23 protein-coding genes are annotated in these 23,228 nt (G+C 72.1%); 8 read left to right on the top strand and 15 right to left on the bottom strand.

The features are described 5' to 3' along the window. Window positions 1-37: 37 nt before the first annotated feature. Together ACZ56E_RS31940 and ACZ56E_RS31935 are read right to left on the bottom strand one after the other, a co-directional pair. Window positions 38-238, bottom strand: coding sequence for a DUF397 domain-containing protein (locus ACZ56E_RS31940; RefSeq protein ID WP_471219498.1), 201 nt, complete (start codon window positions 236-238; stop codon window positions 38-40). Further along, entirely contained in the window at window positions 235-1,029 is a 795-nt protein-coding gene (locus ACZ56E_RS31935) for a helix-turn-helix domain-containing protein (RefSeq protein WP_471219496.1), read from the bottom strand. The genes ACZ56E_RS31940 and ACZ56E_RS31935 overlap by 4 nt, the downstream gene beginning before the upstream one ends. Before the next feature lie 84 nt (window positions 1,030-1,113). Between ACZ56E_RS31935 and ACZ56E_RS31930 the strand changes: the two genes are divergently transcribed. Continuing rightward, the gene (locus tag ACZ56E_RS31930) at window positions 1,114-1,503 is read left to right on the top strand and encodes a hypothetical protein (protein ID WP_471219494.1); all 390 of its coding nucleotides are present in this window, start codon (window positions 1,114-1,116) and stop codon (window positions 1,501-1,503) included. 11 nt (window positions 1,504-1,514) lie between these two features. Here ACZ56E_RS31930 and ACZ56E_RS31925 read toward each other — a convergent pair whose 3' ends face one another. The 5 genes from ACZ56E_RS31925 to ACZ56E_RS31905 form a co-directional block, all read right to left on the bottom strand. Next, window positions 1,515-4,496 carry a tetratricopeptide repeat protein gene (locus ACZ56E_RS31925; RefSeq protein ID WP_471219492.1) on the bottom strand — a complete coding sequence of 994 codons (2,982 nt, stop codon included), beginning with the start codon at window positions 4,494-4,496 and terminating at the stop codon, window positions 1,515-1,517. A 15-nt stretch (window positions 4,497-4,511) separates the two neighbouring features. Further along, window positions 4,512-4,826, bottom strand: a complete 315-nt coding sequence (locus ACZ56E_RS31920) for a trypco2 family protein (protein WP_471219490.1) — start codon at window positions 4,824-4,826, stop codon at window positions 4,512-4,514. Window positions 4,827-4,888: 62 nt separating this feature from the next. Then, window positions 4,889-5,554, bottom strand: coding sequence for a DUF5063 domain-containing protein (locus ACZ56E_RS31915; RefSeq protein WP_468608181.1), 666 nt, complete (start codon window positions 5,552-5,554; stop codon window positions 4,889-4,891). Continuing rightward, entirely contained in the window at window positions 5,547-6,146 is a 600-nt protein-coding gene (gene recR / locus ACZ56E_RS31910) for a recombination mediator RecR (protein WP_164322503.1), read from the bottom strand. The genes ACZ56E_RS31915 and recR overlap by 8 nt, the downstream gene beginning before the upstream one ends. A gap of 69 nt (window positions 6,147-6,215) precedes the next feature. Beyond that, entirely contained in the window at window positions 6,216-6,557 is a 342-nt protein-coding gene (locus tag ACZ56E_RS31905; RefSeq protein ID WP_398302177.1) for a YbaB/EbfC family nucleoid-associated protein, read from the bottom strand. A gap of 240 nt (window positions 6,558-6,797) precedes the next feature. Between ACZ56E_RS31905 and ACZ56E_RS31900 the strand changes: the two genes are divergently transcribed. Then, a complete protein-coding gene (locus ACZ56E_RS31900; protein ID WP_471219488.1) occupies window positions 6,798-7,607 on the top strand; it encodes an SLATT domain-containing protein in 810 nt (269 codons plus the stop codon). Between the two features lie 29 nt (window positions 7,608-7,636). Here the strand turns inward: ACZ56E_RS31900 and ACZ56E_RS31895 are convergent, their stop codons facing one another. From ACZ56E_RS31895 to ACZ56E_RS31870, 6 genes are all read right to left on the bottom strand, one after another. Next, on the bottom strand, window positions 7,637-8,317 hold the full coding sequence (locus ACZ56E_RS31895) for a dihydrofolate reductase family protein (RefSeq protein ID WP_471219486.1): 681 nt from the start codon (window positions 8,315-8,317) through the stop codon (window positions 7,637-7,639). 84 nt (window positions 8,318-8,401) lie between these two features. Next, entirely contained in the window at window positions 8,402-9,052 is a 651-nt protein-coding gene (locus ACZ56E_RS31890; protein ID WP_362987921.1) for a hypothetical protein, read from the bottom strand. Between the two features lie 159 nt (window positions 9,053-9,211). Then, window positions 9,212-11,620 (bottom strand): dolichyl-phosphate beta-glucosyltransferase, encoded by a 2,409-nt coding sequence (locus ACZ56E_RS31885; protein ID WP_471219483.1) that lies wholly within the window; start codon window positions 11,618-11,620, stop codon window positions 9,212-9,214. Further along, window positions 11,617-12,312, bottom strand: a complete 696-nt coding sequence (locus tag ACZ56E_RS31880; protein ID WP_471219481.1) for a GntR family transcriptional regulator — start codon at window positions 12,310-12,312, stop codon at window positions 11,617-11,619. The genes ACZ56E_RS31885 and ACZ56E_RS31880 overlap by 4 nt, the downstream gene beginning before the upstream one ends. Before the next feature lie 136 nt (window positions 12,313-12,448). Next, entirely contained in the window at window positions 12,449-13,804 is a 1,356-nt protein-coding gene (locus ACZ56E_RS31875; RefSeq protein ID WP_471219480.1) for an aminotransferase class III-fold pyridoxal phosphate-dependent enzyme, read from the bottom strand. Window positions 13,805-14,213: 409 nt separating this feature from the next. Beyond that, the gene (locus tag ACZ56E_RS31870) at window positions 14,214-14,705 is read right to left on the bottom strand and encodes a hypothetical protein (protein ID WP_471219479.1); all 492 of its coding nucleotides are present in this window, start codon (window positions 14,703-14,705) and stop codon (window positions 14,214-14,216) included. A 95-nt stretch (window positions 14,706-14,800) separates the two neighbouring features. On the opposite strand from ACZ56E_RS31870, the gene ACZ56E_RS31865 reads away from it, so the two are divergent. After that, window positions 14,801-15,508 carry a response regulator transcription factor gene (locus ACZ56E_RS31865; protein ID WP_468608165.1) on the top strand — a complete coding sequence of 236 codons (708 nt, stop codon included), beginning with the start codon at window positions 14,801-14,803 and terminating at the stop codon, window positions 15,506-15,508. A gap of 3 nt (window positions 15,509-15,511) precedes the next feature. Further along, window positions 15,512-16,870 carry a sensor histidine kinase gene (locus ACZ56E_RS31860; RefSeq protein ID WP_471219476.1) on the top strand — a complete coding sequence of 453 codons (1,359 nt, stop codon included), beginning with the start codon at window positions 15,512-15,514 and terminating at the stop codon, window positions 16,868-16,870. Here ACZ56E_RS31860 and ACZ56E_RS31855 read toward each other — a convergent pair. Both ACZ56E_RS31855 and ACZ56E_RS31850 read right to left on the bottom strand, forming a co-directional pair. Next, window positions 16,794-17,615 (bottom strand): VTC domain-containing protein, encoded by an 822-nt coding sequence (locus tag ACZ56E_RS31855; RefSeq protein WP_471219474.1) that lies wholly within the window; start codon window positions 17,613-17,615, stop codon window positions 16,794-16,796. The two genes, ACZ56E_RS31860 and ACZ56E_RS31855, sit on opposite strands and share 77 nt — an antisense overlap. Beyond that, window positions 17,612-18,259 (bottom strand): DUF4956 domain-containing protein, encoded by a 648-nt coding sequence (locus ACZ56E_RS31850; protein WP_468608159.1) that lies wholly within the window; start codon window positions 18,257-18,259, stop codon window positions 17,612-17,614. Before ACZ56E_RS31850 ends, ACZ56E_RS31855 begins: the two co-directional genes overlap by 4 nt. Window positions 18,260-18,410: 151 nt before the next feature. Here ACZ56E_RS31850 and ACZ56E_RS31845 point away from each other — a divergent pair, with 151 nt between their 5' ends. The 4 genes from ACZ56E_RS31845 to ACZ56E_RS31830 all read left to right on the top strand — a co-directional run bounded on the left by ACZ56E_RS31845 (window position 18,411) and on the right by ACZ56E_RS31830 (window position 23,178). After that, window positions 18,411-19,007 carry a type 1 glutamine amidotransferase family protein gene (locus tag ACZ56E_RS31845; protein ID WP_471219472.1) on the top strand — a complete coding sequence of 199 codons (597 nt, stop codon included), beginning with the start codon at window positions 18,411-18,413 and terminating at the stop codon, window positions 19,005-19,007. A gap of 14 nt (window positions 19,008-19,021) precedes the next feature. Then, window positions 19,022-19,552, top strand: coding sequence for a MarR family winged helix-turn-helix transcriptional regulator (locus tag ACZ56E_RS31840; protein ID WP_471219831.1), 531 nt, complete (start codon window positions 19,022-19,024; stop codon window positions 19,550-19,552). A gap of 79 nt (window positions 19,553-19,631) precedes the next feature. After that, window positions 19,632-21,530 (top strand): serine/threonine-protein kinase, encoded by a 1,899-nt coding sequence (locus tag ACZ56E_RS31835; RefSeq protein WP_471219470.1) that lies wholly within the window; start codon window positions 19,632-19,634, stop codon window positions 21,528-21,530. 100 nt (window positions 21,531-21,630) lie between these two features. Then, window positions 21,631-23,178, top strand: coding sequence for a substrate-binding domain-containing protein (locus tag ACZ56E_RS31830; RefSeq protein ID WP_471219468.1), 1,548 nt, complete (start codon window positions 21,631-21,633; stop codon window positions 23,176-23,178). The last annotated feature ends 50 nt before the right edge of the window (window positions 23,179-23,228 follow it).

Genomic DNA, 23,228 nt, shown 5'->3' with positions numbered 1-23,228 from the left:
GTGAACCAAACCCAGGAAAGAGCTCGGGTCCCGGGGCTCAAGCTCCGGGCTGAACTGCGGCGATGAAGGTGGCCCAGGCGGGGGCGGAGACGGTGACCTCGGGGCTCGCGGGGAGCTTTGAGTCGCGGATGTGGAGGGCAGTAGGGGCGGACTCGTGCCGGTGCAGGGCGACTTCGAGGCAGTTGCCGCCCTCGGAGTCGCTGTAGCTGGACTTGACCCAGGTCAGCTGCTCACTCATAGCTCTTCCGCCATCCGCTCGATGAAGAGGGCCGACTCCTCGGTGCCGAGGGCCTCCATGCGGATCATGCTAAGTCGCTCGGTATGGGAACTCACCACCGCTGAATCGGACGTCAGCTCGCTCGCCGACGGCCCTTCGGTGAAGGCGAAACGCTCTCGGTCCTGTGTCTCCAGCACGACCATCGGACCCAGGAGTGCTGCGGGAATCGCCCGAGCGAACGGCAGCACCTGGACCGAGACGTTGTTGCAGCGCCCCACCTCAAGCAAACGCACCAGTTGCTCTTTGTCCACCTGAGGAGTCCGCAGCGTCGCTTCGTACAGCACAAAGCTGAGCGCCACCGGCGGTGTACACGTGAGGAGCGCCTGTCGCTCCATACGTCCCGCGACTCGTTCCTCCACCGTCGCGCCATCAAGCGGCGGGCAATGGTTGCCGATCAGTCGCCTCGCACACGCCTCCGTCTGCAACAGCCCGGGGATCCATGCGACTTCGTACGACCACAGGCTGATCGCTTGCTTCTCATACTCCATGAAGTCCAGTGCCCGAGCCGGAAACTTCTCCGGCTTGACGTAATCCTTGGCCGCGCACAGCAACCCCTCCGCCCCGCACAGGACATCCGCCGCGTCCAGAACGCGCGCCGTCGGCATCCGGACACCCTGCTCCATCGCCTTGATCGTGTCCGGTGCGTAATTCGCGGCGGCGCCCAGCTCCTCGCGCGTGACGTTCGCCTTCATCCGCCACCGCTTCAGCTGGTTCCCGCTGTACCGCCAGGTCGGGTTGTACTGAACGGACACAGTGACCACCTCCGACGGATACACCGACGCGCGTATCCCCTCAGTCACTACCGAGCGTAGCCTCGCGCTCCGCACCCTGTGACCATGACGAACGCAATTCACTGGCCCGAGTGGGTCCCGGTGGCGGGCCACCAACTCCGGGTCTCGGGCGTGCACTTCGACACGCTGCGCATTCAGGGCGTACGAGGGGAACAGGTCGCCGCACGACTGGTCGCCGAGGCGGACGGGGACGCCGGCCCCGTCATCTGCGAGGCGACGGGGTTCCGGTGGATGTACTTCCTGGTCCCGCCAGGCACCGCCAAGGACCACACATGGCCGCTCGGCGTACAGCGCTTCGGCACCCCGCGCACGGTGACGTACATCGGCGTACCGGCCCTGAACGGCAACACGTGGCCCTTGCTCTGGTACTCGGAGCCCACGCCGACGGCGCCGTACGTGGCCCCGGAGCAGATGCTGTCCGCGTTGGGGACCTGATCACGACCTGATCAGTCCGTGGGCTTCCTCGGCTTCCAGCTCCTCACCCCTTTCACGGCCAGGCGCCGCCGTACGGCGCCCAGGTTGTCGCGTACCAGTGCGGTCGTCGGGTGGTCCTCGCCCAGGATCCTGGTGGAGTCGGCCAGCACCTGCTCGTACAGATCCACCGCGCGGCCCAGGTCACCCCCGGTGCCATACGCATGGGCCAGGTTGTTCCGCGTCTTCAGCGTGTCGGGGTGATTTCCGCCCAGCACCCGCAGCTGGTCGGCCAGCACCTGCTCGTACAGGGTGACCGAGCGGGTGACTTCGCCCGACACCGCATACCCGTGGGCCAGGTTGTGCCGCAATCTCAGTGTGCTCGGGTGGTCCGGCCCCAGGACCCGCAGCTGATCGGCCAGCGTCTCCTCGTACAGGGCGATCGCACGCCCCACCTCACCCGCCGACTCAGTCGCCGCAGCCAGGTTGTGACGGGACATCAGAGTGTTCGGGTGGTCCGGCCCCAGCACTCGAAGCTGATCGGCCAGCGTCTCCTCGTACAGCGGGATCGCACGCGCCACCTCACCCGTCTCCACGTACGCGCTCGCGATGTTGTTCCGCGACATCATGGTGTCCGGGTGGTCCCTGCCCAGCACCCGCAGCCGGGCCGACAACGTCTCCTCGTACAGAGCCATCGCACGGGCCGCGTCACCTGACGCCTTGTACGAATAGGCCAGGTTGTTCCGCGTCATCATGGTGTCCGGGTGGTCCGCGCCCAGCACCCGCGTCCGGTCCGCCAACGCCTCCTCGAACAAGGCGATCGCACGGCTCACGTCACCGACCGACTCGTACGCGCCCGCCAGGTTGTTCCGCGACAACAGCGTGTCCGGGTGGTCCCTGCCAAGGACCCCCAGCCGGTCGGTCAGTGTCCGCTCGAAGAGGGGGATCGCCCGAGCCGGGTCGCCGACCAGCTCGTACGCGCCCGCCAGGTTGTTCCGCGCCGTCAGCGTGTCCGGGCCGACCTCGCCGAACACTCGGGTGGCCGCCTCCACACCGCGGCGGAAGTAGCCGATGGCCTTGTGCACCTCTCCTTGGCCTTCGAGGTACAGCGCGACCTGGTTGAGGACGAGGTGTGTGCTGTCCGTGTCCTCGGCGGGCGCCCATGCCGCAAGGAGGGCCTCGGCGTGCGGCAGGAGTCTGCGCCACGTCGGCCAGCCGGCGACGTTGTCCTGGGGGTCGTCCGGCAGCATGCCGCACATCCGGGCCGCGGCCTGGTCCCGGGCCTCGGTGATCAGGGGCCCGGTGCGGTGCGGGTCGTCCTCCGACGGCGTGCGGGCCACCGTTTGGACGAGGCGGTGGACGCCCAGCGTCGAGCGGTCGAGGCTGATCATGTTGTAGTTCGCCAGGAGGGCCAGGAGCCGGGCGAGGTCCACGGGATTCTCGGCGAGCGGGGCGAACAGCTCCCGGGGGATGCCCGTGGGGGCGTACCAGGACGCGATGCGCAGCAGGTCGACCGCGCGCGGGTCGCGTTCGTGGAGGACGTCCAGGGTGATGCGCCAGATCCGGGCCATCGTGCGTGTCGGGTCCGCGCCCTCCGGCGCGGCGTCGGTGGCTTCTCCCGGATACCGGCCGAGCATCGCCCGGTACTCGCCCGCCGTCATCAGGGTCTGTGCCATGAACGCGCCCGCCTGCTCCAGGGCGAGAGGCAGATGGCCGAGGTCTTCGGCCAGCGCGCGGGCCTCGGTCTCGTCTCCGCCGTCCGTCAGGCGTGCCAGCAGGTCCAGCGACGCGTCGGCTTCGAGAACGGGGAGCGGGATCGGCTCGCCCGACCAGCCTCCCCTGCACCGGGATGTGATCAACTGGCGCCCGGATTCCCGTAGTTGTCCCGTGACCGTCCGGACGTCCTCCGGTCTCTCCACGTTGTCGAAGACGAGCAGCCAGCCCGGGTGTGTCTGCAGCCAGCCGATGGACCACGAGGCGGCCTGCGCGGTCGGGAGGGCGGGGGCGCGGTCTCCCCTGAGTCGCACGGCCAGCGCCGCCAGGCCCTCGTCGATCAGGTCGGGCGTGTCCGCGCGGAGCCACCACACCAGGCGGTACGCGTGCCGGTTGGCGTGGGCGTAGTGCAGCGCCAGCGTCGTCTTTCCGACGCCGCCGAGGCCGTGCAGGGTCTGGGTGATCGTCTGGGAGCCCTCGGACAGGGCGCGGCCGAGGGCGGCGAGTGCCTCCTCGCGGCCGACGAAGAACCGTGACGGCAGGTCGGGAAGGTTGTGCATCCCCCGGGGCACCTCGACGTCGTACGCCGTGCGCGGCACGTGCGCGTCGGCGTCCGTCGCCGTGACGTCCTCCAGGACCAGGTCACCGCCTGCCGCCTTCACGGCCATCGCGAAGCCGGGCCGCGCGGCGAGCGATGCCACGGAGACCGCCGTGAGCTGGTCCCCCTCGTAGTCCCGTGCACGGTCGGTCGTGACGACGCCGACGAGCCGGCCGCGTGCGAACAGGGCCGCGCCGGAGGCTCCCGACCAGCGTGACTTCTCGTCCGGTTCCGGCTTGCTGGGGGTGGCGACCCGGTCGACGTGCGCGGTGATCACGTCGCCGCCCGACTTCAGGCCGGTCAGGGTCTCGACGTGGCCCCGGATCTCCTTCGTGTCCCGGACGCCGTCCCGCACTTCGGAGCACGGGAAGCCGACGGCCAGGCAGCCGAGTCGGCTTTCGGTGACGGCCGGATCGATGCGGCCCCATCGCAGGGGGGCGGTACCGGGCGGCAGCGGCGCCCAGGATGCGCCCATCACGCGGATCAGTGCCGCGTCCGGCTGCGGGTCCGGCGCGGGCTCAGGCCAGAGCAGCTCGGCTTCGGTCCACTGCTCGTGCCCGTCCGGGTCGAGTCGGCGGACCTCCAGCACCCCGGCACCCCGGACGTTGTGCAGCGCCGTGAGGACGATCCGGTCCGCGACCAGGTAACCCGTGCCCGCCCTGCCTTCGCCCGGGTTCCAGATCTCCACGACCCGTCGTACGTCCATGACGTGGCCGCCGCCCTACCGGGGCCGCTCCCCCACGTGGTCCCCGACCCGCGCGTCCTCACCCGTCGCCGCGTCGACCGGCTGCAACGTCACCTTGAGCCGGCTCACCGCCCCCCTCGACCGCGCCGCCTTCGCCTCGGCCCCGAAGGGGAGGACGAAAACCTTCGCGCGGGCCTCACCGTCCTTGCGCACGTCGACGGTGAACTCCAACTCGACCGGGCCCGTACGGAATTGGAGCTCCTGCCCGCGGCCTTCCTCGGCCGCCCGCTCCAACTCCGCCCGCACCGCCCCAATCGCCTCAGCCAGCCCGACCCACGCGTCGTCCGCCATGGTCCCCGCCCCCTAGCGCAGTTTGTGACTCAGCGTAGCGCTCGGTCGCCTTGCGGCAGGGGTTACTTGACCGTCCTGAGGCCCAGTGGACCCGCGATCTCCTCTGCCATTACCTTGCCCGCTTCCTCCTCCAGGCCCTCCGCTGCCAGGTCCTCGTCCGTGTCCAGGCCGTCGAGGTCTTCCAGGGGCTGGTTCAGGCGGACGTGGGCCACCAGGGACTGGAGGGCCCGGAGGGCGCCGGAGGCTGTGGAGCCCCAGTTCGAGAAGTAGGAGAACTGCCACCACCACAGGGCCTCTGTGGTGCGGCCCGCGCGGTAGTGGGCCAGGCCGTGGGAGAGGTCCGCGACGACGTCGGCCAGGTCGTCCGAGATGCGGCAGGGGACCGGGGCCTTGCGGGGCTCGTACGGGTCGAAGACCTCGGAGTAGACGTCGATCGGGTCCAGGAGGACGGCCAGGCGTTCGCGGAGGTCGTCGACGTCCTGTTCCGGGCCGAGGTCCGGTTCGTACCGCTCCTCGGGGACGATGTCCTCGTGGGCGCCCAGGCGGCCGCCGGCCAGGAGGAGCTGGGAGACCTCCAGGAGGAGGAAGGGCACGGCCGAGTCCGGCTCGGCGCCCTTCGCCACCTCGCGGACCGAGACGATGAAGCTCTCGATCTGGTCGGAGATCTGAACCGCGAAGTCGTCCGGGTTCCGGTTCTGGGCTGTCGCGTGCAGCGTGGCGTCAGACATCTAGGAGTCGTCTCCCCTCGAAGGCGCGGCCCAGGGTGACCTCGTCCGCGTATTCCAGATCTCCCCCGACAGGGAGTCCGCTGGCCAGGCGGGTGACCTTCAGGCCCATGGGCTTGATCATGCGCGCGAGGTACGTCGCCGTCGCCTCGCCCTCCAGGTTCGGGTCCGTCGCCAGGATCAGCTCCGTGACCGTGCCGTCGGCCAGGCGCGCGAGGAGTTCCCGTATACGCAGGTCGTCCGGGCCCACGCCCTCGATCGGGCTGATCGCGCCGCCCAGGACGTGGTAGCGACCACGGAATTCCCGCGTCCGCTCGATCGCGACCACGTCCTTCGGTTCCTCGACCACGCAGATGACGGAGGGGTCTCGGCGGGGGTCTCTGCAGATGTTGCAGAGCTCTTCCTGCGCGACGTTCCCACAGGTCGCGCAGAAGCGGACCTTGTCCTTGACCTCCAGGAGCGCGTGCGCCAGGCGGCGCACGTCCGTGGGCTCCGTCTGGAGGATGTGGAAGGCGATCCGCTGCGCGCTCTTGGGACCGACGCCGGGCAGCCTGCCCAACTCGTCGATGAGGTCCTGAACCACGCCTTCGTACACGGAACGCCTTTCCTGTAGTCCTGCCGAGGGTGTCTGCCTTCTACGTACGGTAGTTGGCCGGGGGGTTTCTTAGAAGGGAAGGCCCGGGATGCCGCCGCCGCCCAGGCCCTGGGCCAGCGGGCCGAGCTTCTCCTGCTGGAGCGCCTGCGCGTTCTCGTTGGCCGCCTGGACCGCCGCGACGACCAGGTCCGCCAGGGTCTCCGTGTCCTCGGGGTCGACCGCCTTCGGGTCGATCACCAGGCCGCGCAGCTCGCCGGAGCCGGTCACCGTCGCCTTGACGAGGCCACCGCCCGCCTGGCCGTCCACCTCTGTGCGTGCCAGTTCCTCCTGCGCCGCCGCGAGGTCCTGCTGCATCTTCTGGGCCTGCTGGAGCAGCTGCTGCATGTTGGGCTGGCCACCACCGGGGATCACGATCAGCTCCGTTTCGTACGGTCCATGGGTACGGGTCCATCTGGCGGGGTTTCCGCCTAGAACGAGCCTACGTGGTCGGCGGGCGCGTCGCTCCAGCACTCTTTCGAGTGAGATCAGCGGTCTTCCTATACCTGATCAAGCAGCTCTTCCGGGCGGAAAAGCCGTGAATCCGGGCTCATGGCCACCCATTGGGCGGTAGGACTTAGTGTCGATACGCGCGATCTCGTAGAGGAGTGCCGGGTGAGCCAGCCGGAGATGCAGCCCGAGGGGATGCCCCCTGAGGGGGTGCCCCCCGAGGGGCAGGGTTCGGGGGCGGGCGCCTCTCCGGGGCCGGGGGCGGGGCCTGGTGCGAGGCCAGGGGCGGGTGCGGGGGCGCGGTTCGGGGATCTGACCGGGCGGGCCTTTCCCCTCGGCGACTGGGGCGAGCCTGCCGCGCGCCTCGACGAGCTGTACCGCTGGGTGGAGCGGGGCGCCCTCGACACGGCCGAGTGGTATCTCGTCGACCGGGGCCGGAAGCGGCGCGCGGCGCGGCTGCTGCGGGTGGGCGCCGCGCTGGGCGCCGTGGGCGCCGGTGTGCTGCCGCTGCTCGATCTGGCCGCGGTGGCCGGTCCCGAGGCCTCCTGGGGGTTCGTGTCGCTGCTCGCCGGGGTGGCGTGCGTGGGGTGCGACCGGTTCTTCGGGCTCACGTCCGGGTGGATGCGGGACGTGGCGACCGCGCAGGCCGTGCAGCGGCGGCTGCAGGTGCTGCAGTTCGACTGGGCGTCGGAGAGCGTGCGGGAGGTGCTCGGGCCCACCGAGGGCACCGCCGGGGAAGCGGCCGAGCGGTGCCTCGGGGTGCTGCGCAGGTTCTCCGACGACGTGACGGAGCTGGTGCGGGCGGAGACCTCGGACTGGATGGTGGAGTTCCGGGCCGGGCCCGTGCCGCTGGCCATGCAGGCGATGACCCCCGGCGGCCCGCCCCGGGAGGCCCCCGCCTACCCCGGCCGTTTCCCACTGCCACCCGGCGCCCGCCCAAACATGCCCCGCCAACGCCCACCGGAGCCCCGCTGACCGGCAGGGCAGGACGTACGCCGGTCAGGTCACCTGCGCCAGAACACGTGGTGGGTTACGCCGCTCGGGCTTGGGATGACTTCCAGGTGGTAGCGGTCGAGCAGGTCGTCGGGGGAATTCCAGAGGCGGACGCCGGAGCCCAGCTTTACCGGGGTGACCACCACGTGCAGGGTGTCGATCAGGCCCGCCGCCAGGAACTGGCGGATGACGGTGGTGCCGCCGCCGAGTCGCACGTCCTTGCCATCGGCCGCCTCCCGGGCCCGCTCCAGGACGTCGGCGGGGTCGCCGCCGACGAAGTGGAACGTCGTGTCGGAGAGCGTGAACGAAGGGCGCTCGTGGTGCGTCATCACGAAGACCGGCGTGTGGAACGGCGGCTCCTCGCCCCACCAGCCGCGCCACTCGTGGTCCTGCCAGGGCCCGCGCTGCGGCCCGAACTTGTTGCGGCCCATGATCTCGGCGCCGATGTTGTGGGAGAAGTCCCGCGTGAAGTAGTCGTCGAGACCGCGGCTCCCGCCCGCGTCCTTGCGGTTCGGCCAGCTCGCCGTCGCGCTCGCCCAGGTCATCAGCTCCCGGGGGTCCGCGTGGCCGAAGGGCCGCTCCAGGCTCTGGCCCTCACCGGCACCGAACCCGTCCTGCGAAACAGTGAAGTTCTGCACCTTCAGTAGCTGACTCGGCTGGCTCGGCTGGCTCGGCTGACTCGGCTGACTCACGTGGCTCCTCCTGTTGCTGCCTCTGGCAGTTTTTCGTGTACGACAGTCAGATCGGTAGACCGGGCGAGACGCGGAAAGTCATCGCTAGCTGTAGATGATCATTGAGCCCTGCGCCAGGCTGCGGGTCGCCGCCGCGTGCAGGCCCAGCCAGACGTGGCGTTCCCTCGCGAAGGGGCTCGCGTCCGGTGGCGGCGGGGCCGCCGGTTCCTCCAGGGAGGTGGGGGCCGCGGGCGGGGCCGGGGGCAGGGGCGGGTTGGCGGGGTCTATGCCGATCGAGGGGGCCACGTACTCCAGTTCGCGCAGGAGCGCCTGGGAGGAGCCGAGGGGCCCGCCGCCCGCGAGCAGCTCGTCGTTGGAGAGCGGGGCGGGGAAGTCCACGGGGACGTACGCGCCCGCGTGGTCGTAGTGCCAGACCAGGTGCGACTGCTGGGCCGTGGCGTCGAACATCTCCAGGAGCTGTTCGTAGTCACCGCCGAGCGCGTCCACCGGCGTGACCTCCAGGCCGCAGATCTGGAGGAGGTACGCGCGGCGCAGGAAATGCAGTGCGTCGTAGTCGAAGCCCGCGACCGGGGCCACGTCGCCGGACAGGCCGGGCATGTAGGCGAAGACGGGGACCGGCGGGAGCCCCGCCTCGTTCAGCGCCTTGTCGTAGACGGCGAGCTCTTCCGCGAAGGGGTTGTCGGCGCTGTGGCACAGCACGTCGACGAGCGGGACCAGCCACAGGTCGCAGGCCAAGAAGGACTCCTCGGGTCAGGTCGGGCGACGGACGGTACGAGTGAGCTTTCGTTGCGGATTGTCGCTCCGCGTGCAGGCAGTTGCGGATCGGTGCTCCGCGTGCAGGCAGTCGCGGAGTGTTGCTTCGCGTGCAGGCAGCGTAGTCGGGCCTGTGGTCCTCTAGCTGCCCTGGTGCAGGTCCCATATCCATACGCCGCCCACCCACTTTCCGTGACGGCCGACGAGCGCGTCCACGGTCGCGCGCAGTTCCGTGTCGTTGTCCTGCGGCGCCAGGACCAGGACGCCCGCGTTCCAGAACGTCAGGTCCCTGCGGACCGCCTCCCGCCAGGCGGACGTGATCTTGGGGACGCGGCCCGTGGAGCGGACGTGGCCCAGGAGGTTCGACGTGTTCGTGGGCGGGGGGCCGTAGATGCCGACGCGGTCGGGGCCCCAGGGGCCGTTGAAGTAGCCGCCCGGGATGCGGAAGCCCAGGTCGGCGGTGGTCTGCCAGTGCAGGCCCTCCGCGTTGCCCGCGTCGGGGACCGGCACCGGGACGAGGGTCTCGCCGTCGCCCAGGTACGTGCGCCAGGTGCCCTGCGCGATGAACGGCGGCACGTCGGTGCGGTCCACGGCCTTCAGCGGCGCGGGCACGATCGGCAGCAGCGCGACGGCGACGGCCGCGAGGCCCGCGTACCGGTGCATGGGCCGGGGAGCGGACAGGAGGCGGGCGAGCGCCAGCGCGAGCAGCATGCCGAGCGCCGGGGCGCACACCATCGCCACGCGCGACTCGATGACGGATTCGAAGAGGGGCAGGTCGGAGAGTGCCGCCCACGGGCCGGGCAGGACGGTGTCCGTCAGCGGAATGCGGAACTTCGGTCCCAGCGAGAGCAGCGCGGCGCCGACCACGGTGAACGCGAGCGCCTTGACCACCGTGCGCTCCCAGAGGCGTACGACGATCGCGAAGGCCAGGGCGGCGAGCGGCCAGCCGAAGAAGGCGTTCTCCTCGGTGGGGTTCATGGCGAGGTGGTCGGCGGTCGCGTCGCTGCCCGCGAGGGAGCGCTCGGCGAAGGAGAGGAACGCGAGCGGGCTGTTGCCCGCGTTGTCGCCGTGCAGCACGCTCTTGTAGCTCTGCGGCCCGAAGAACTGCCAGTACAGGGGGAAGGCGACCAGCGGGATCGTCACCGCGAGGGCGATCCCGAGGCCGCGCGCGAGCGGGCGCCAGGACTCCCTCGCCACGTCCCTGCGTACGGCCGCGTACGCGAGGGCGAAGAGCAGCATGCCGAGCGCGGCCAGGAGGAGCGGTTCCTCGCCGAGGAAGATCTGGTACGTCGTGAAGAGGCCGAGGACGACTCCGTCGCGTACGACCCGGGTGCCCTCGCAGAGCCGCAGCGCCCGCTCGATGATCAGCGGGATCATGAACAGGACGATGAAGTTCGGGTGGGCGTTGGCGTGGCTGACCATCGGGGGCGCGAAGGCGGCGAGGACGGCGCCGGTGGCGGCGGCGCCCCGGTGCGGCACGAGACGCTTGCGGATCAGCCGGTACCAGGTGAGGGCGGTGGCGGCGAGGCCGCCGGTCATCGCCACGTTCAGGGCGACCGCAGGGCCGAGGAGCCAGGTCACGGGGGCGAGCGGGACGGAGAGGCCGAGCATGACCGTGTTGGCCATGAGGTTCACGCCGTCCGGGACGTTCTGGAGGGTGGTGAAGAGGGGGTTGTCGAGGTGGCGGATGTTGTCCGCCGTCACCGCGAAGAACCACTCCCACTGGTTCTGGTCCTGCATGGAGTCGGGGAAGTAGCGGTCGGCCGGGGCCGGCCAGCGTCCCGAGAAGAGGGTGAAGGACAGGGCCAGGAAGAGGAGGGGGATCAGGACGTCCGCCCGGCGGACCGCGCGGGCCTTGAGGAGGGTCAGCTCGGCGAGGACCTTGACGTAGTCGAGCGGCCGGACCTTCGAGCCCTCCTGGTGGGACCAGCGCACGGGCACCTCGGCGACGGGCCAGCCGGCCCGCCGGAAGTACTGCAGTATCTCGACGTCGATGCCCCAGCCGTGCAGCCTGGACGCGGCGAACGCCTCGCGGGCCCGGTCGCCGTCGAAGAGCTTGAAGCCGCACTGGGTGTCGCGGATTCCGGGGACGGCGACCGTGCGTATGAGGAAGTTGCCGGTCCGGCCGAGGAGCTCGCGCAGCCGGTGCTGGTGGGCGCCGATGGTCGCGCCGGGGCGGGCGCGGGAGCCGATCGCGGCCGCGTTGCCGTCGGTGAGCGCCTTGTCGAGGTGGTCGAGCTCCTCGATGGGCGCGGCGAGGTCGGCGTCGGTTACCAGGACGCGGCGGCCGTAGGAGGCGAGGACGCCGAGGCGCAGCGCGTGGCCCTTGCCGCGGTTGCGGCCGCCGCGGACGAGCTGGACGCGGGGGTCGTCGGCGGCCGCGTCCGCGGCGATCTCCGCGGTGCGGTCGGTCGAGCCGTCGTCGACGACGATCAGCTCCCACGCGCCCCGGTACGTCTGGTCGAGGTGGTCGCGGAGCGCGGCCAGCGTGGGGCCGAGGCGCCGCTCCTCGTTGTACGCGGGGACGACGACGGTCAGGTCCACGCTCATGCAGCGGCCAGCCGCTCGATGAGGGACAGGGAGTGCGCGTTGTACTCGACGACGATGCCGTGGGCGGCCGCCGGGTCGCGGCGCACCAGCGCGTCGACGAGCTCGGTGTGCCGGGACCAGAGCAGGCCGCGCAGGTCGCCGCCGTTGATGTCGCTCCAGCGCCGCAGGTGGGTGACGGCGCAGACCCAGGACTTCACGCGCAGGCGGTGCAGGAACTCGGAGAGGTAGGGGTTGCCGAAGAGGGTGCTGAGCTCGCGCCAGAAGCGCAGGTCGTAGCCGATCAGGACGGTGAGGTCGCCGGCGCAGGCCGCGCGGGCCGCCTCCTCGCCGCGGCGGCGCACGGAGAGGAGGGCGTCGCCGACGTCCCGGCGGGCGCCGTGCTCCGTGAGGTCGCGGAAGATGCCGTCGGCGACGAGGCCGCGGGCCTCCAGCATGCCGCGGTAGTCGTCCAGGGTGTGCTCGTGGACGCGGAAGCCGCGGTGCTGGTCGGCGTCGAGGAGCCCTTGCGCGGTGAGGTCGACCAGGGCTTCGCGGACGGGGGTCGCGGAGACGCCGTACTGGTCGGCGATCTCCTTGACCGTGAACTCCTGGCCCGGCTCGAGCCTGCCGGCCAGGACCTCGTCGCGGAGGGCGTCGGCGATCTGCTGGCGCAGAGTGCTGCGGATGACGGCGGGGCCGTCGGTGCCGGGCATCTGTTTTCCCCCGCGGAGTCTGGGTGCGTGGTCGCGTGTGTGTTCCCTTACGGGCACGCCAGACTACGCGGTCGGGGTTTCGGGGCAGGGGCCCGAAGGTGGCCCCCGCCCGGCCGTCACCCCAGGTGAGACGGTGCTACACGGTGTGTTCGTCGGCCGCCGAGAGCGCCGCGTCCAGGGCGGCGAGGCCCTCCTTCGCCTCGGCTTCCGTGATGGTGCAGGGGGGCACGACGTGGGTGCGGTTCATGTTGATGAAGGGCCACAGGCCGTGCTTCTTGGCGGCGGCGCCGAACGCGGCCATGGGGGCGTTCGCCTCGCCGGTGGCGTTGTAGGGCACGAGCGGCTCGCGGGTCTCCCTGTTCTTCACCAGCTCCAGGGCCCAGAACATGCCGACGCCGCGCACCTCGCCGACCGACGGGTGGCGCTCGGCGAGCGCGCGCAGGCCCGGCTCGATGACCTGGGCGCCGAGGGCCGCCGCCTGCTCGACGACGCGCTCCTCCGCCATGACGTTGATCGTGGCGACGGCGGCGGCGCAGGCCAGGGGATGGCCGGAGTAGGTGAGGCCGCCCGGGTAGGGCCGCTTGGCGAAGGTTTCGGCGACCTTCGCGGAGATGGCGACGCCGCCGAGCGGTACGTAGCCGGAGTTCACGCCCTTGGCGAAGGTCATCAGGTCCGGCGTGACGTCGTAGAGGTCGGCGGCGAACCACTCGCCGGTGCGGCCGAAGCCCGCCATGACCTCGTCGAGGACGAAGACGATGCCGTACTTGTCGCAGAGCGCGCGCACGCCCGCGAGGTAGCCGGGCGGCGGCAGCATGATGCCCGCGGTGCCAGGGACGGTCTCCAATATGATCGCCGCGATCGTCTGCGGGCCCTCGAAGGTGATGGTGTCCTCGAGGTGCTGGAGGGCGCGCTCGCACTCCTGCGCCTCCGTCTCCGCGTAGAAGCGGGAGCGGTAGAGGAACGGCGCCCAGAAGCGGACGACGCCCGCCGTGCCGGTGTCGGAGGCCCAGCGGCGCGGGTCGCCGGTGAGGTTGATGGCCTGCTGGGTGCCGCCGTGGTACGAGCGGTACGCGGTGAGGACCTTGGGGCGGCCCGTGTGCAGGCGGGCCATGCGGGTGGCGTGCTCAACGGCGTCGGCGCCGCCGTTCGTGAAGAAGATCTTGTCCAGGTCGCCGGGGGTCCGCTCGGCGATGAGGCGTGCGGCCTCGGAGCGGGCCTCCACGGCGAAGGCGGGCGCGAAGGTCGTCATCGTCGCCGCCTGCTCCTGGATCGCGGCGACGACCTTCGGGTGCTGGTAGCCGATGTTGGTGTAGACGAGGCCGCTGGTGAAGTCGAGGTAGCGGTTTCCGTCGTAGTCCCAGAAGTACGAGCCTTCGGCGCCGGCGATCGCCGGCGGGTCTATGAGCTCCTGTGCGGACCAGGAGTGGAAGACGTGTGCGCGGTCCGCGGCCTTCACGGCGGCGCCGACCTGGGGATTCGGCTGAGGGGTCATGGGGCCGAGGGTAAATGTCCACGGAGTGGACACGGTATGGGCGTCCTGTCGGGCGTGGGGGGAGGAACCCGACAGAGTGTCGGGTGGCGTACCTCTTCGCTCCCCTCCGGGGTGGGGGCTTGCTCTGCTTTCCCGGGTGCGGGCGGGTGGGGGCTGGCCGCGCAGTTCCCCGCGCCCCTGGGTGGTCCGGGCATCTGCCTCCCGCCCCGGCCGGGCTATCCGGGGCTTGCCCTGCCGGGCGGGGGTTCTTTCGCGGCTCACCGCCGGTGGGGGCTGAGCGCGCAGTTCCCCGCGCCCCTGGGGAGCCGGTGTGGCCGCCCCCGTTTTGCCTTGCGGGACGTGTGGCGCGGAGTTGGGTTCCTTAGGGGCGCGGGGAACTGCGCGGCCGGCCACAGCGGGCCCGCGCGGGTCAGTCTTCGTCCGTGTCCGGGACGACCTTGGCCCTCGGGCCTGCCTCCGCGCAGCGGACCTCGTACGGGAGGTCCTCCTGTTCGTCGTCGTCGGCGGGTTCGGCCTCCAGGCGTACGACAGGGGCCGGGCCGCGCTCGACGTCGTCGTCTATGTGGAAGCCGTCCGCAGGGCTCCAGGAGATGAGCCGGACGGTGCCGTCGGAACGGCACTCCACCGTGGCGGAGCCGCCAGTGAATCGGACCGTCGACCGCTCCGCGGAGGGGGAAGGGCGAGCCGAGGCCGGCGGAGAAGTGGGCGTCTCCGGGCGTACCGGAGGAGAGTCCGCGGCCTTGGCCAGCGCCCTGCGCACCGCAGCCTCGTCCAGCGGACGACTGTGCGCCGCATCGCCCCCACCGTCCGCGCTAGCCAGCTGCCACGCGCCCAGCGCCCCCGCCGCCGTCCCCACGGCCACCCACGCCGCCGTGACGACGGCGTTCCGCCACTTCCTCATCCCGCCACTGTGCCGCATCGTTTCCTAACGTCCGGTTAAGAGCCCGACAAGGACCCTGCCCAACCCCAGGACCCGCCCCTCACTACGGTGGTTGTATGGCGCATCTTCTCGTCGTCGAGGACGACCCCCAGCTCCGCGGCGCGCTGGTGCGGGCCCTGCGCGACAAGGGCCACGCGGTGGCGACCGCGCCCAGCGGCATGGCCGGGTTGGACGCGGCGGTGACCAGCGGGCCCGATCTGGTCGTCCTCGATCTGGGGCTGCCGGACGTCGACGGCGCCCAGGTGCTGCGAATGCTGCGCGCGGTCAGCGACGTCCCCGTCATCGTGGCGACGGCCCGCGACGACGAGCCGGAGATGGTCACGGTCCTCGAGGCCGGCGCCGACGACTACATCGTCAAACCCTTCGGCGCGGCCCAGCTGGACGCCAGGATCAAGGCGGTGCTGCGCCGCCTCGGGGTGGCGGAGACGGAGGAACCCCTCCGCGTGGGCGCCCTCTCCGTCGACCCGATGGCCCGCGAGGTCACCCTCGACGGCACGGCCCTCGACCTCACCCCGCGGGAGTTCGACCTGCTCGCCTATCTGGCGCGCCGGCCCGGCCAGGTCGTCTCGCGCCGCGAGCTCCTCGCCGAGGTCTGGCAGCAGCCGCTGGGCGGCGCGGACAAGACCGTCGACGTCCATTTGTCCTGGTTGCGACGGAAGTTGGGTGAGACCGCGCAGCAGCCCCGCTATCTGCACACGGTCCGCACCGTCGGCGTGAAGCTCGCGGCCCCCGAAAGCTCCGCCACCGCCACGGACACGGACTGACCCATGCGCCGCAGCCTCCTCCTCCTGACCGCGGCCACCACCGCCCTGGTCCTGACCGCCCTCCTCGTCCCCCTCACCCTCCTGACCCGCAGCCACGCCGCCGACCGCGCCACCGCCGAGGCCACCGCCCGCGCCCAGTGGGTGGCCCACGCCCTGGGCCCGGCCCTGGCGACCGCCGACGAGCGCGAGACCGCCGAGCAGACGGTCGAGAGCGTCAACGGCAAGGGCCTGCCCGCCACTTCTCTCATCCTCGCGGACGGTTCGGTCATCGGTCCGCGCGCGGGAAGCGGTTCTCCTCTGACGGATCCGGTACGCCTTGCGCGCACAGGCCGCGCCTTCACCTACGAGACGGACTCCGGCAGCCGTCTCGTCCTGGTCCCCGTGCAGGGCGCGAAGGGCGGCACGGCGGTAGTCCAAGTCACGCTCACCGAGCGGCAGTTGTACGCCGGTACGCTCGCCTCGTGGCTCGTGCTGGCCGGGATCGGCGTGGGGCTCGTCCTCCTCGGTCTGCTCCTCGCCGACCGGCTCGGCGCCCGTCTCGTCGGCGCCACCCGCAGGCTCGCCCGCACCGCCGACCGCCTCGCGGCGGGCGACCTCACGGCGCGGGCCACCCCCGAGGGCCCGCCGGAGCTCCGCCTGGTGGCGGGCGAGCTGAACCGCCTCGCCGCCCGCATCGACGAACTCCTCACCGCCGAAAGGGAGAACGCCGCCGACCTCGCCCACCGCCTGCGCACCCCGGTGGCCGCCCTGCGCCTGGACGCGGAAACCCTCCGCGACACGGACGAGGCCCACCGCATCGCGGCGGACGTCGCCGCGCTGGAGCGCAGCGTCGACGACGTCATCCGCAAGGCGAGGCGGCCGCTGCGCGAGGCACCGAGCGCGGACCTGGCGGCGGTCGCCCGCGAACGCGCCGCGTTCTGGGCGCCGTTGGCGGAGGACCAGGGGCGGCGGGCGGAAACGGTCACTCCCGGCGACAAGGCGCCGGTCCCCGTCACCGTCCCCGCCGACGAGCTCGCCGCGGCCCTGGACGCCCTGATCGGCAACGTCCTGGACCACACGCCGCAGGGCACCGCCTACCGCGTGACGGTCCGCGTCCTGCCCGGCGGCGAGGCGCAGCTCACCGTCGCCGACGAGGGCCCGGGGTTCCCCGACGGAACCGCGCCGGACCGGGGCACGAGCGGCGCGGGCTCCACGGGTCTCGGCCTGGACATCGCGCGCCGTACGGCCGAGGAGGCGGACGGCCGCTTCGCGGCGGTGAGCACGGCCGACGGCGCCGAGGTCACCCTCACGTTCCCGCGGCCGCTCCCGCAGGGGCCGCCGCCCGCGGGAACGCCGTCCGCACCGCCCGGGCCCACTTGTTGATGCCCAGCTCGGGCCGGACCGCGGCATACCCCCCGCAGTACTTCGTGAACTCCGCGGCACGCACCCCGAACCGGTGCAGCACCCGGTCGGCGTCCGTCAGATGCCCCTTGGTCTTGGTCTCCACCAGCACGAGACCGCTGTCGGCGGCCGCGCTGCGCCCCGTCGCCGTGTCCCGCACGACGAGCCCCGCGTCACACGTGATGCGCTGCCCGTCGGCGACGAAGGTCGCGCGCTGGTAGTCGGTGACGAGCGAGGGCGTGAGCCCGCCGGGCGCCTCGATGCCGTACGACCCGCGCAGCACTCCGGCGAGGAACCCGAGCCGGACCGCGTCCAGGACATGGTCCGTGCCCTCCAGGCGCTGCCGGTGCTTGACGGTCTCGCCGCGCCCGCTCTTCAGCTTGATCTCGAACTGCCGCTCCCCGCTGTCCTGATAGACCCGCTCCCGGATGCGGTAGCGGAGCCGCCGCCCCTGCCGGTGGTCGTGGAAGGTGAGCAGCTCGGGGGTGTCGTAGTACGTCGAGTGGTAGCGGAACCAGCGTTTTCCGCCGATGCTGAGCGCCCGGAAGGGGCCGCCGCGCCGCCGGGGGTCGGTCAGCAGGGCCGCGAGATCCTCGAAGATCTCGACGGGCACGAGATAGCTGTTGTCGAAGCGGGCGAGCAGCTCCGCCCGCACGTTCACCTCGTCGAGCGAGATGGGGTGCGCGGCGAGCGCGGCGCGGCCGATGGCGCGTACGGCGGGGTTCACACGGTCTCCTTCTGGTGGCCGGGGGTGAACGTGCGGGACCGGGTCGTGCGTCGTCGTACGGTCAACTCCCCACGCGGCTCGGAAGGTTCCGGCTGACGGAATCGGACTTCCAGCACCATGAGGTCGCGTACGTAATCCACCTCCTGCACCGTCCAGCCCAGCGGCCGTCCGAGGCGCCGCTCCAGCTCGGCCCTGAGCGGGCCCTCCTCGCGGTAGACGGCGTCCAGCGTGACGATCGCGCGCCGGTCCCGTGCGAAGAGGCGGGGGTGATCGGCGCCGTACATCACCACGAGCAGGACGCCGGCGAGCAGCGCGGCCACCGGCAGGCTGAGCGCGGGCAGGCCGCAGAGCAGGCCGAGGACCAGGGTGATGAAGTAGTACGCGACCTCCTGGTGCTGGAGGGCGTCGGAGCGCAGCCGCACGATCGAGAGCACGCCGAAGAGGCCGAAGCCGAGGGCGAGCCCGCCGTCGCCGCCGACGGTGCCGAGCCCGGCGACCACCGCGAACAGCGCGACGTTCAGGGCCAGATACGCGGGGACGAGCTCACGCCTGTGGTGCCGCGGATAGAAGACCCCGAAGGTCAGCAGGGCGACGGCGGCCAGGTCGAGGCCCAGGTGGGCGCTGAGGGTCAGTGTGCTGTCCATGACGAGGACGCTAGGGAGGCGCGGGTTAAGGGCGCCCCTCGTGGACGTTAAGGAAGCGCGGGGCCGTACACGGAACCGTTCCCCTATTGACAGCATGCTGTCCTTTTGCCAGCATGCTGTCAATCGATACGGCTCGCACCTGGAGGCCCTGATGTCCCGCAAGCCCGTATACCTCGCCGTCTACGACACCTTCGCCGACTGGGAGACCGGCCACACCACGGCCTGGCTCGCCCGCTTCGGTCACGAGATCCGCACGGTCGGCCCGACCACCGCCCCGGTCACCTCCATCGGCGGTCTCCGCGTCCAGCCCGATCTGGCGCTCGGCGAGCTGCGCCCCGAGGACAGCTCGCTGCTGGTCCTGCCGGGCGCCGACCTGTGGGACACGAGCGACGACCTCGCGCCGTTCGCGCGCACGGCCCGCGCGTTCCTGGCCGCGGGCGTGCCGGTCGGCGCCATCTGCGGGGCCACGGCGGGCCTCGCCCGCGAGGGGCTGCTCGACGACCGCACGCACACCAGCGCCGCGCCGATGTATCTGGCGGCCTCCGGCTACAAGGGCGGCGAGCGGTATGTCGAGGCGGACGCGGTCACCGACGGCGACCTGATCACGGCGGGCCCGACCGAACCGGTCGCGTTCGCCCGGGAGATCTTCGGCAGGCTCGGCGACGTACTCGACGACGAGAAGCTCGACGCGTGGTACCGCCTCTTCCACGACTCGGACCCGGCCGCGTACGAAACGCTCAACTCATGAGCGGGGCAGGACAGATGAAACACGAACCGCAGGGCCTGCTCAGCCGCACCGCGCTGACCGTCTTCCGGCTCAACGGCCAGTTCCTCGCCGTGTCCGAGGAGCTGGCCGGGCCCGCGGGCCTGACCGCCGCCCACTGGCAGGTGCTCGGCGCCGTCCTGCGCGAACCGCTGCCGGTCTCCGGGATCGCCCGCGCGATGGGCATCACACGGCAGAGCGTGCAGCGCGTCGCGGACCTCCTGGTGCGCAAGGGCCTCGCCGAGTACGCCCCGAACCCGGCCCACCGCCGCGCCAAGCTGCTCCGCCCCACGGACGCGGGGCTTGCCGCGGTCGCGAAGATCGACCCGGGCCACGCGGCGCTGGCGGAGCGCCTGGCGGCGGCGCTCGGCACGGACGGTTTCGCGGAGACGGTACGGGTGCTGGAGCGGTTGTCCGCCGCGCTGGACACGGCCACCGCCGGTGATCGGGAAGCCGGTTCCGCGGGCGGCACGGGGCCTGTCGCGGAACGCGTAACGGAACCCGTTACGGAACCCGTTACGGAACCGTAGAGGCAAGCCCGCTCCACCCCGTCCCACGGCCGCACTATCCTCACTCTGTTGCACACCAATGGGGGAGGTCGGTGCGGCGATGGAGAAGCTCGTACCCGGAGATCCGCAGCGCATCGGCGCGTACCGCCTGCTGGCGCGGCTCGGCGCCGGCGGCATGGGGCAGGTGTACCTCGCGCGGTCCGACCGGGGCCGTACGGTCGCGGTCAAGCTGGTCCGCCAGGAGCTCGCCGAGCAGGACGAGTTCAGGAACCGGTTCCGGCAGGAGGTCCAGGCCGCGCGGCGGGTGGGCGGGGCGTGGACGGCGCCGGTCCTCGACGCGGACACGGAGGCGGCGATCCCGTGGGTCGCGACCGGGTACGTCGCGGGGCCCTCGCTGCAGAGCGTCGTCTCGCACGACCACGGCCCGCTGCCCGAGCGGTCCGTGACCATCCTCGCGGCCGGGCTCGCGGGTGCGCTCAAGGACATCCACGCGGCCGGCATCGTCCACCGCGACCTCAAGCCGTCCAACGTCCTGGTCACCATCGACGGCCCCCGCGTCATCGACTTCGGCATCGCCCGCGCGCTGGAGACGGTCACCGACGGCGGGCTCACGCGCACCGGCGCGCTGGTCGGCTCGCCCGGCTTCATGGCACCGGAGCAGGTGCGCGGCGACCGCATCACCCCGGCGTGCGACGTGTTCTGCCTCGGCTCCGTCCTCGCGTACGCGGCGTCGGGGGCGCTGCCCTTCGGCACGGCCAACAGCGGTGTGCACGCGCTGATGTTCCGCATCGCGCAGGAGGAACCGGATCTGGAAGGGCTCCCCGAGAGCCTCTCCGAGCTGATCGCCGCCTGCCTCCGGAAGGACCCGGCGGCCCGGCCCTCCCTCGACGAGGTCCTGGAACGCACGGGCGCGGCGGCCGCCCTCGGCGACGGCCGCACCATCGACCCGTGGCTGCCGGCCGCGCTGGTCGCCCAGCTCGGGCGGCACGCGGTGCAGCTGCTGGACGCGGAGGATCCGGAGAGCCCCGAGAGCCCGGTGAGCCCGGCGAGTCCGGAGAACTCTGACAGCGCGGAGGGCCCCGAGAGCCCGGAGGACCAGGCCGGTCCGGTCGCCCCCGCCGCCCCGGAGAAGCCGGCCCCGGACAGCGCGCCCTCCCAAACCCCGCCCGCCGTACCGGACGTGGTGAACGGCGCGCCCGCCACTCCCCCGCCCCCCGGCACGCCCGGCGCCGCGCCCCTCGACCACCTGCCCACCATGGTGTCCGGCCAGGCCCCGCCGCCCACGCCACCACCCGGCGCCCCGGTGTACGGCTACCCGCACCAGCCGCCGCACCCCCAGCCCACCCCGTACGGCTACCCGCAGCAGCCGGCTCCGGGCTACGCCCCGACGCCCCCGTACGGCCCCGTCCCCCTCCCCGAGCCCCCGCGCCGCAGCGCCCGGTCGACCGTGGCGCTGGTCGTCGTGGCGTTGATAGTGGCCGTCGGAGCGGGCGGCACGGTCTACGCCGTCATGAACGGGGACAGCACCGAGGACAAGCGCGGCGGCGCCAAGAACAGCGCGAGCAGTTCGCCGAAGACGCCCGGGCCCACCTCGCCGACGCCGGGACCGACCACGCCGGGGCCCACGACCCCGGCACCGGACAAGGGCACCATTCCCGACAAGTACCTGGGCAGCTGGAGCGGCGGGATCACCACCGGCAGCGGCCGCAGCACCCGCGAACTCACCCTCCAGCAGGGCGAGGTGGGCGACACGGTGCTCTCGGTGACGGCGGACGGGCCGACCGAGGACGGCGGGACGTACCACTGTGTCTTCCAGGGGAAGCTGGAGTCCGCGTCCGGTGACCGGCTGCGCATCGGCCCGACCGTGGTCACCGTCGGCGAACCCATGTCGTCCTGCTCGCCGGGCGAGCCGAGCGTCATCACGATCCTCGGCAACGGCAAGCTGCGGCGCGCGAACACGGACGGCAGCGGCGAGCTGACGTACGACAGGGGCAACTGACCGGCGTACGGGCGCGGTTGGCTGAACCGGTGGCGAACAGCGGGCGACGGAACGGGGAAGCCGCCGCCGGGCGGCACCGCGCCGCCTACCGTCACCGCCCATGGACTGGTTGAGCGCCGAGAACACCATCGCCGTGCTCACGGCCGCCCTCGGCCTGGTCGCCACCGTCGGCGCGCTCTGGTACGAGCGCCGGGTGCCGCGCCGCAAACTGATCGGCTACCGCGTCCAGCTGGACACGGCCATAGGCGACAACGTCCGTACGGGCGGCGCCAACACGCGGCTCGGGCTCTTCGACGAGACCCCCGAGATGTCCGACGCCACGCTCGTCCTGCTGCGCGTCGAGAACGACGGTTCGCAGGCCGTGACCGACGCCGACTACAGCGGCCGCGCGCTGCACGGGCTCACCGCCGTCTTCACGGGCCGCACCGTCCGCGGCCTCGCCGTCACCGCGCCGTCCGGCGACGACCACCTGATGGAGCACTTCACGCCGGGCACGGGCCTGCGCTACGAGGGCAGCACGCTGCACATCCCGCGCGTCCCGCTGAACCGGGGACAGCACTACAAGCTCCTGGTCCTGCTCACCGGCGGCCCGGTCGGCGGCGAGGTCACCCTCTCCGGCGGCATCCAGGCCGGTGCGGTGCGGCCCAACCGCTCCACCACCCTCGACGGCAAGCCGCCCCTGCTGTCCCGGCCCGCGCAGCTCCTGACCGTGCTCCTCACCGTGTCCGTGATCACGCTGGCCTCGATCATCGTGCTGCGGGACGCCGACCCGCCGCCGATCGAGTGCGCGACGGGCGAGCTGACGGTGCTCGGCTCGACGGCGTTCGCCCCGATCGCCGAGGAGCTCGCGAACAAGTACGAGGAGGACTGTCCCGGCTCCGACATCACGGTCAGCGCGCACGGCAGCGCGGCGGGCATACGCGAACTGGACGACGCGGGCCGCAAGTCCGGCCGGGCCGAGGACGACGGGGCGCCGCCCCTCCTCGCCTTCTCCGACGGACCCAAGTCCGACGGCTTCCCGCAGCTCGCCGAGACGCGGGTGGCGATCTCCGTCTTCACGCTCGTCCTCAACGACCGCGTGCCGCTGCGGAACCTGACGCTGCCGCAGGTCCGCCGCCTCTACCGCGGCGACGTACGCAACTGGGAGGAGCTCGGCGGCCCCGACCTGCCCGTCGTCCTCGTCAGCCGGGGGTCGAGCTCCGGCACCCGCGACACACTTCAACGCCGCGTCCTGGCCGGGAACTTCGAGATCAAGGCGTCGTCCAACGACTGCCTCGGCAAGGACGACCGGTCCGTCCCCGTCACCCGCTGCGAACTCGACTCGACCGACCAGGTACTCGACGCCGTCGGCCGCATCCCGGGCGCCATCGGCTACAGCGAACTCCGCGCCGCGTCCGGCCTGAAAGGCCTGCACCGCCTCAACCTGGAGGGCCACGCCCCCTCGACCGACCAGCTCCTGAAGACCGGCTACCCCTACCGCGAGATCGAGTACGCCTACACCTACGGCCTCCCGCCCGCCGACTCCCTGGCCGCCGGATTCCTCGCCTACGCCCGCGGCACCGGCCTCGACGTCATCCGCACCCACGGACACCTGCCGTGCGCCACCCCGGAGGGCCTGCGCGTCTGCGGCGACGACGCGTCCGGCTGAGGCATGCCGAAGGGGTGGGGCGCACTCCAGCGCGCCCCACCCCTCATGCG

The sequence above is a fragment of the Streptomyces sp. NPDC039480 genome (assembly GCF_055597165.1).
Note: the sequence above shows the minus strand (reverse complement) of the source record. Positions and strands in the feature narration are given on the sequence as shown.